Origin of the sequence: Allorhizocola rhizosphaerae, from assembly GCF_003426775.1 — a bacterium.
GTDB classification, from domain to species: Bacteria; Actinomycetota; Actinomycetes; order Mycobacteriales; family Micromonosporaceae; genus Allorhizocola; species Allorhizocola rhizosphaerae.
This window is the reverse complement of sequence record NZ_QJUG01000317.1, coordinates 1-7,471: the sequence shown is the minus strand read 5'-3', so window position 1 is coordinate 7,471 and position 7,471 is coordinate 1. Positions and strand designations below refer to the sequence as shown.

At 68.0% G+C, this 7,471-nt stretch carries 9 protein-coding genes; 2 read left to right on the top strand and 7 right to left on the bottom strand.

Annotated features, from left to right (window positions below; translation table 11 throughout):
- Positions 1-668 precede the first annotated feature (668 nt).
- The 5 genes from DM816_RS38515 to DM816_RS38495 all read right to left on the bottom strand — a co-directional run bounded on the left by DM816_RS38515 (position 669) and on the right by DM816_RS38495 (position 3,359).
- Positions 669-1,286 carry a GOLPH3/VPS74 family protein gene (locus DM816_RS38515; protein WP_117215426.1) on the bottom strand — a complete coding sequence of 206 codons (618 nt, stop codon included), beginning with the start codon at positions 1,284-1,286 and terminating at the stop codon, positions 669-671.
- Positions 1,287-1,295: 9 nt separating this feature from the next.
- Positions 1,296-1,502, bottom strand: coding sequence for a type II toxin-antitoxin system antitoxin (locus DM816_RS38510; protein WP_117215425.1), 207 nt, complete (start codon positions 1,500-1,502; stop codon positions 1,296-1,298).
- Positions 1,503-1,574: 72 nt separating this feature from the next.
- The gene (locus DM816_RS38505; RefSeq protein WP_117215424.1) at positions 1,575-2,231 is read right to left on the bottom strand and encodes an RAD23 family protein; all 657 of its coding nucleotides are present in this window, start codon (positions 2,229-2,231) and stop codon (positions 1,575-1,577) included.
- Positions 2,232-2,358: 127 nt separating this feature from the next.
- Positions 2,359-2,859 (bottom strand): peptide deformylase, encoded by a 501-nt coding sequence (def, locus tag DM816_RS38500; RefSeq protein ID WP_117215423.1) that lies wholly within the window; start codon positions 2,857-2,859, stop codon positions 2,359-2,361.
- The gene (locus DM816_RS38495) at positions 2,856-3,359 is read right to left on the bottom strand and encodes a glycine cleavage system transcriptional repressor (RefSeq protein WP_117215422.1); all 504 of its coding nucleotides are present in this window, start codon (positions 3,357-3,359) and stop codon (positions 2,856-2,858) included. The genes def and DM816_RS38495 overlap by 4 nt, the downstream gene beginning before the upstream one ends.
- A gap of 32 nt (positions 3,360-3,391) precedes the next feature.
- Between DM816_RS38495 and DM816_RS38490 the strand changes: the two genes are divergently transcribed.
- Positions 3,392-4,255, top strand: coding sequence for an HhH-GPD family protein (locus DM816_RS38490; protein ID WP_117215421.1), 864 nt, complete (start codon positions 3,392-3,394; stop codon positions 4,253-4,255).
- A 320-nt stretch (positions 4,256-4,575) separates the two neighbouring features.
- Positions 4,576-5,139: a polysaccharide deacetylase family protein gene (locus DM816_RS38485; protein WP_246002611.1), complete on the top strand. Its 564-nt coding sequence runs from the start codon at positions 4,576-4,578 to the stop codon at positions 5,137-5,139.
- Here DM816_RS38485 and DM816_RS38480 read toward each other — a convergent pair.
- Both DM816_RS38480 and disA read right to left on the bottom strand, forming a co-directional pair.
- Positions 5,122-6,024, bottom strand: a complete 903-nt coding sequence (locus DM816_RS38480; protein WP_170318923.1) for an aldo/keto reductase — start codon at positions 6,022-6,024, stop codon at positions 5,122-5,124. The two genes, DM816_RS38485 and DM816_RS38480, sit on opposite strands and share 18 nt — an antisense overlap.
- Before the next feature lie 149 nt (positions 6,025-6,173).
- Positions 6,174-7,301, bottom strand: a complete 1,128-nt coding sequence (gene disA / locus DM816_RS38475; RefSeq protein ID WP_117215419.1) for a DNA integrity scanning diadenylate cyclase DisA — start codon at positions 7,299-7,301, stop codon at positions 6,174-6,176.
- Between the last annotated feature and the right edge of the window lie 170 nt (positions 7,302-7,471).

Genomic DNA, 7,471 nt, shown 5'->3' with positions numbered 1-7,471 from the left:
GGCCCAGAGCGATCCCCCGCCCCCGCTTCAAGACTCAGCCGTGTGCCGCGCGTAGCGGTCCGTGCGCCGATGTGCGCCGCCGGTGTTGGTGAGGGCTGTGGGGTGTGGGGTGTGGGGTGGTTGTGGTTCCTGCGTCGATGTGCGCCGCCGGTGTTGGTGAGGGCTGTGGGGTGTGGTGTGGTTGTGGTTCCTGCGTCGATGTGCGTCGCTCGTGCTGGTGAGGGCTGTGGGTGGTTGTGGTTCGCGCGCCATTCTGTGAGGAGGGCGTGCGGTCTGTGATCTGACTTGGCTCAAGATCCGTGGTGTTGATCGCGTTCAAGTCGCCGACCGGCGCTTTCGCGAGGCCCGCCGCACAAATCTGCGCACTGACGAGAGCCACACTGGCATTGATGGTCTGCGATTTTCCCTTCGGCCCGGCGACAGAGGCGGTGCGGGCTGGGTGCGCCGCCCAAGCCTCGCACCATAACCAGCACGGATGCCGCTGATCGATGTATGCCAATTAAGCGCCTCGGACCCTTTATCGTCATCGATCAAAGTCCGGTGCGCGCTCATCTGAGCCAAGTCAGGAGGCTTGAGCGGCGCAGAGCGATCCCCGCCCCTGCTTCAAGCGCGGGAGTGTGGGGCGTGGTGTCCTTTTCGGTGCCGGCGGGGTGAAGTGTCGAGGGTTGTCAGCCGCCCGCGCCGGACTCTTGGTGGTTGCGGATCACCTGGCGTAGCGCCGGCAGCGCTGGGCCTGCCTGTATGGCAAGGGATTCCAGGCGCTTGGCGTGTTGGCGGGTTTGAGCCTGGCTGATGGCGATCCGGATCTGGCCGCTCGCTGCCAACGCGGTCAGCGCTGCCTCGCGCGGATCGGCGTTGCTCCCGTTGAGCGTGCGGGTGACAGTGGAGCGGAGTTGGGAGACCTTACGGTGCTCGTGGATCTTGACTCTGGTAGCGGGGAAGATCCCCAGAACGCGGTAGCGCTCGGTGGTGATGATGCGGTCGTCGACCAGTCGATGCTGGACCGCGCGGAACATAGGGGTCTGGCCGTGGTGGACCCACCAGGCCCATTTCTTCGGTTTGGGTGCGGACGCGATCTCTCGCAGCACCTCGGCCAGCAGGGGATCGGTGACCTTGGTGCCGGTCGCGTGCGGCTTGCCATCGGCATCGGATAGTGCGCCCAGGTGGTGCAGCTCGGTGAGCGCCGCGGCGCGAAGGATGTAGCCCAGATAGCCGCCGCAGGTCAGCTTGCCTTTGTCGGTGTTGTAGGCCAGAAGGTAGACCTGCGAAGTGAGGGGCAGCTCCATGACCAGCTCTCAATCTGACGCGGTTTTGGGCGGTCGGCCGCGCCGCCGCGGCTCGCCTGCGTTGTCAGGCAGCCGACCCGCCTTGGCCAGCGATTGACGCAAGAGGTACTCGATCTGCGCGTTCACACTGCGCAGGTCGTCGGCTGCCCAGCCGGCCAGCGCGTCGTGGATGGTCGGGTCCAGCCGCAGCAGCAGTTGCTTACGCTCGGCCGCCATATCGATATCATAGTGATATCTATTTTCTGGGCGCAAGCAGCACCGAACCTTTGGCTGCAAACCCGCGCCGTACTAGGTGAGCTTGAGGGTGACGGGCTGGCTGAGGTCGGTGCCGACACGGCCGAGGAGTTGGTATTCGCCAGGCGTTGGCGTGGGGCCGTCGGGGGCGCGCCTGGCCGCGCACGAGGAACTGGACTTGCCGTTCCAGACGACCTCGTAGGAGCGCTCATGGCCGGCCGGGAAGGTGCGCAGCTCGGAGCCGGTGGGGCCGTCGCAGTGGTCGGAGGACCAGACGCGGTTGGCGCCGTCCACGATGTAGAGCTCTTGTTGGTCCGGCCCGATGTCGCGGGTGCAGGAGCGCTGCGAGGTGTTTTTGATGAGCAGCTTGATGTGTAGCTCGGCCCCGCTCGGGGCGGTCGTCTTGGCCGGGACGGCAGTGACGCTGAGCTCGGCGTCGGTGCAGGTGGAGGCGTCGACGGCCGGTGGTGGCTGTGTGGGGCTTGAGCTGGTGACGACGGCTGGGGCGACGACACCGGCGCTTGGCGACGGGCTCGGGGTGGTGTCGGGGGCGGGGGTAGGCGACGAGGCCGGGCCGGGCGTGGCCGCGGTCTTGTCGGTGGTGGCGCAGGAGTACACGATCATGGCAACGACCAGCGCCACCCCGCCGAGCACCAGGGCACGACGGCGCCAGTAGACGGAAGCGGGCAGCGGACCCACGACGAGTCTCATGATGGTTTCACGCTAACGTCAGGCCAGCCGGCACGCACGGCCGACACGCGTGGCGATGGCATCCCTCCGCTGCGCTCCGCGGTGCATGCCTGCTGATTCACTCGGGACAAGCCCTCGCTCATGGGCTTCACAGATAAACCTTTCGCTGGTAAATGGCGTGAGCGCCACTGACCCGGTCCACGAACAGGAGCCCGTTGCAGTGATCGATCTCGTGCTGCAGTGCGCGGGCCTCGAACGCGTCCGTGCTGACGGTTATTTTGCCGCCTCCGGGGATCTCGCCGACGACCACTATGCGGCCTGCCCGCTTCACGTCTCCGGTGAGGTCCGGAATGGACAGACAGCCCTCGCGTCCCTGTTTCCACCGGCTCGCCTCGACGATGCCGGCGTTGGCGAGCACGAGCAGACCGTGCACCGTGGACGCCTTGGGGTGGCCGGTCACGTCGACCACGAAGAGTTGGGCCGGCACTCCTACCTGGGGGGCGGCCAGGCCGACGCAGCCGGGCGCGGCGCGCATGGTGCTGACCATGTCTTCGGCGAGCTGGATGACGGCCGGGTCGTGCGGGTCGACGGTGGCGCCGGCGCGGCTCAGCACGGGATCGGGCGCGCGGACGACGGGGAGCACGGTCATAGCACGTCCGTTTCGGCCTGCCGGAGGCTGATCTCCACCCCCAACGATTTTTCGAGGTCTGCCAGGCGCTGCGCGAGGGCTTGCGCCGTACCGGATGAAAGATCTATTTCCGCGATGAGGAGATAGAGGGTACCGGTCAGGCGGGTCGACAGATCGGTGATATTTCCTCTGGCGTCGGCGACGGCGCGGGTGACGGCGGCGACGATGCCGAGGCGGTCGGCGCCGTGGACGCTGAGCACGTAGGGTTCGCCGGCATCGGAGATCGGCTCGTCGGGGCCGACCTCGCGCACCGTGACGGTGACGTCGGTGAGCGGGCGCAGCGCGGCCTCGAGGTCGCCGACGCTGGCGTCGACGGTGCAGATGAGCGTCATGGTGAAGTGGCCGCGCAGCCGGGTCATGGTCGAGTCGGTGAGGTTGGCGCCGAGCCGGGCGAGCGCCTCCGCCACGTCGGCGACGATTCCTACCCGATCGTGACCGATCACGGTGACTGCGAACTCCATGCCCGGATTCTGTCACCGTTAGAGTCGAGGCCATGTCCGAGGTGGCCGAGCTATCCATTGAGTGGTACCGCGCCAACGCGCGCGAGCTTCCGTGGCGTCAGCCGGGCATCGGGGCGTGGCCCATCCTGATCAGCGAGGTGATGCTGCAACAGACACCGGTGTCGCGGGTGCTTCCCGCTTGGCACGAATGGGTTTCGCGTTGGCCCACCCCGGCGCGGCTGGCGGAGGAGCCCGTGAGCGAGGCGATCCGGGCGTGGGGGCGGCTTGGCTACCCGAGGCGGGCCATGCGGTTGCATGCGTGCGCGGTCACGATCGTGGAGCGTCATGGGGGAGAGGTCCCGCAGACGCTGGACGAAATGCTCGCGCTGCCCGGGGTTGGCGACTACACGGCGCGGGCCGTGCTCACCTTCGCGTTTGGGCAGAGGCACCCGGTGGTGGACACGAACGTGCGCCGGGTGGTGGCACGGGTGATGCACGGGGTCGAGGACGCGGCCGTGTCGCTGGGCTTTGTGGAGAGACTGTTGCCTTCCGTCGATGCGCCGTTGGCGAGCGTGGCGCTGATGGAGGTGGGCGCGGTGGTGTGCACGGCGCGGTCGCCACGCTGCGCCGACTGTCCACTTGCGACCATGTGCGCGTGGCGGGCGCTTGGCAAACCCGCGCCGGTTGCGCCTTATCGCCGTCCGCAGGCGTATGCGGGCACCGACCGTCAGGTGCGCGGGCTGCTGCTGGCCGTGTTGCGGGAGGCGGAGGGGCCCGTGCCGCGGGCGCGGCTCGATGTCGTGTGGGGCGATGCGGTGCAGCGGGAGCGCGCGCTGCGCAGTCTTCTGGACGATGGCCTGGTAACAACCCATTTGCCTGACGTGTTTCAGCTACCGGACTCGGCAATCGCCCAGTAGCCTCTGACTTCGTGCCAGTCCCCCGACGGTCCCTTTTGACCGCCATGCCTGCGTTGCTGTGTGGGTGCGGCTCGGCGCCCGGCCCGCGGTTTGAGGGAGGCGCGCAGCCTTCGGCCCGTCCGCCGGCGCCGTCGCCCGAGCCCTCGTTCTCGCCCCCGGCCGAACCGTTGCCCTCGCTGGAGCCGACGACCAGGGCGCCGGAGCACCCGCCCGAAAAGACGGTCAACTGGTACATGTCGCAGGTGCCAAAGTTCACCAAGGCACCGAGGCCGGAGCCGGTGGACGTGCCCCATGGGTCCGCTACGCCGTGGTGGTCGCGTGTGCCAACGCAACACCGGGTCGCGTTCATCACGATCGATGACGGTGGTCTGTCGCGCACGAGCGAGGCGCTTGAACTCATCAAGCGTGCCGACATCCCCGTGACGATGTTCCTCAACTCGCCGGCGGCGGCCAATCACACGGCCTACTTCAAGGCCATCCAGGCCACGGGCGCGCACGTGCAGAACCACACGGTGACGCATCGAAATCTGAAGGGCCAGACCTACGACTTCCAGCACAAGGAGATCAAGGACTGCTCGGACCGGCTCGAAGGCCTGTTCGGTGCGCGGCCGTATCTGTTCCGGCCACCGTTTGGCAACTACGACGGCGTGACGTTGAAGGCGGCCCGCGACTGTGGCGTGCGGGTCAGCCTCTTCTGGACTCAGACCGTGCATGAGGGCGTTGTCAGGTACCAGACGGCACAAAAGGTTGTGAAACCGGGTGACGTGATGCTGATGCACTTCCGGCCGGCCCTGGCCGACGACCTCATCGGCGCGCTCAAGGCCATGCACGAGTCGGGCGTGACGCCCGCCCGGCTTGAGGACTACCTACCGCGCTCCACTTAGGAGGCTCATCTCGTCGGGCGTGAACTTCAGCGCGCCGGCCGCGATGTTCTCCTCCAGATGGTGCACGCTGCCCGTGCCCGGGATCGCCAGCAGGTGCGGGCCCTGATGCAGGGTCCAGGCGAGCCGGATCTGTTGCGGTGTCGCGTCGTGGGCACGCGCGATCGCCTGGACGGCCTCGCTGTGGCCGGTCTCCGCGCCCGCCTCACGCTTCGTCCCGGCGATCGCGAAGAACGGCACGAAGGCGATGCCCCGCTTCGCGCACACTTCCACGAGATCGTCTTCCCTATCTATCGAGTACGCGTTCTGCACGCACACGACGGGAGCGATCTCCTGCGCCTCGTCGAGGTGATCGGCGCGGACGTTGGACAGGCCCAGATGGCGGATGAGGCCCTGCTCGCGCATTTCCGCCAGCGCACCGAACCGTTCGGCGATCGAGTCCGTGCCCGGATTCTTGATGATCCGTAGGTTCACGACGTCGAGGTGGTCGCGGCCGAGGCGGCGCAGGTTCTCCTCGACCTGCGCGCGCAACTGGGCGACCGTCATCGCCTGGTAGAACGCACCCGTGACGGGATCAACGCCGGGGCCCACCTTGGTGACGACGACCGGGCCGTCGTCCGCGCCGTCGAACGCTTCCCGGATCAGCTCGGTCGCGTAGCGGGCCGTGCCTTCGCCCACTCGCAGCGTGCCGCCCGGTGAAACGTAGAAGGCGGCTGTGTCGATGTGATTGACGCCGAGCTCGACCGCACGGCGCAGCACGGCGATGGCCACGCTGCGGTCCGGGTTCGGGGTGAGGCGCATGGAACCGAAACCCATGCGGTTGACCGTAAAATCGCCGAGTGTCCAGGTGCCCGCGGCATCCGCGGTGACGATCCGATCAGAAGCCATCCGAGGAACCTATCTCAGCCTATGGAACTGCGCACCGCACTCTGCCCGCCGCTTGTCACCCCGCAGTTGGCCGATGCCTCACCCCGAGGCGATCGTGGACGCGGCGCTGGGCTATCGGCCCATCGTGCTGTGACCCCTGAGGATGCGCGTCAGACGTAGCGCTCCAAAATGGACGTCTCCGCCAGCCGCGACAGCCCCTCGCGCACGCCCCGCGCCCGCGCGTCGCCCACGCCCTCGACCGCCTGCAGGTCTTCGACGGTCGCGCCCAACAGCCGTTGCAGGCTGCCGAAGTGGTCCACCAGGCGCTCCACGATGGCCCCCGGCAGGCGCGGCACGCGGGCCAGCAGGCGGAACCCGAGCGGGCTCACCGGTGCGTCGAGGGTCTCGGTCGCGGGTGGATAGCCCATGGCCTTGGCGACCGACACCAGGTCGATGAGTTCGTTGGCGGTCAACAGGTCCAGCTCGACGAGGGCCTCTTCGACCGTGCGGGGCCGCCTGCCGAACACGAGTTTGCCGGTCGGCAGGTAGTCGCGGATCACCAGGGTGCGGTCCGAGTCGACGCCGGCCATGAGCTCGTCGAGCTGAAGCGAGAGCAACCGCCCATCCGTGCCGAGCTCGACCACGTAGCCGGCGATCTCGTCCGAGATGCGCCGGACCATCTCCAGCCGCTGCACCACCGCGACCGCGTCGCGCACGGTCACCAGGTCTTCGATCTCCAACGCGGACAGCGTGCCGCTCACCTCGTCGAGCCGCAGCTTGTATCGCTCCAGGGTGGCGAGCGCCTGGTTGGCCCGTGACAGTATCTGGCCGGAGTCGTCGAGCACATGCCGCTGTCCCGCGACATACACCCCGATGATGTTCATCGATTGGGAGACGGATATCACCGGGTAGCCCGTCTGCTTGGCGACCCGCTCGGCGGTGCGGTGCCGCGTGCCGGACTCGGCCGACGGGATCGAGGCGTCGGGCATCAGCTGCACGGCCGCACGCACGATGCGCTGCCCGTCGGCGGTCAGCACCACCGCGCCGTCCATTTTGCACAACTCGCGCAGCCGGGTCGCGGTGAACTCGACATCGAGCGGGAAGCCGCCCGTGCACAACGACTCCACGGTCTTGTCGTAGCCGAGCACGATCAATGCGCCGGTGCGGCCGCGCAGGATGCGCTCCAGACTGTCGCGCAGCGGCGTGCCCGGCGCGACCCGCGCAAGGGTGGCCCGCAGTGGATCGCCGCTAATGACAGCGGGATTCCACACGGTGTCGCGATCGATTGGCACGGCCACAGTCTACGGTCACTCCGAAGAAAACCTTGCCGCCCAGTGCAGTGCCTCACGCACCTCCATCACCTCCACCACGCGCATGCCCATCATCGTCACGCCCGCATCGCCTTCGCGCCTGCCCGCCCCGCCGCGTCCAGCGGCCGGCCTGCCCGCCCCACCCTCGCCTTTGCCCG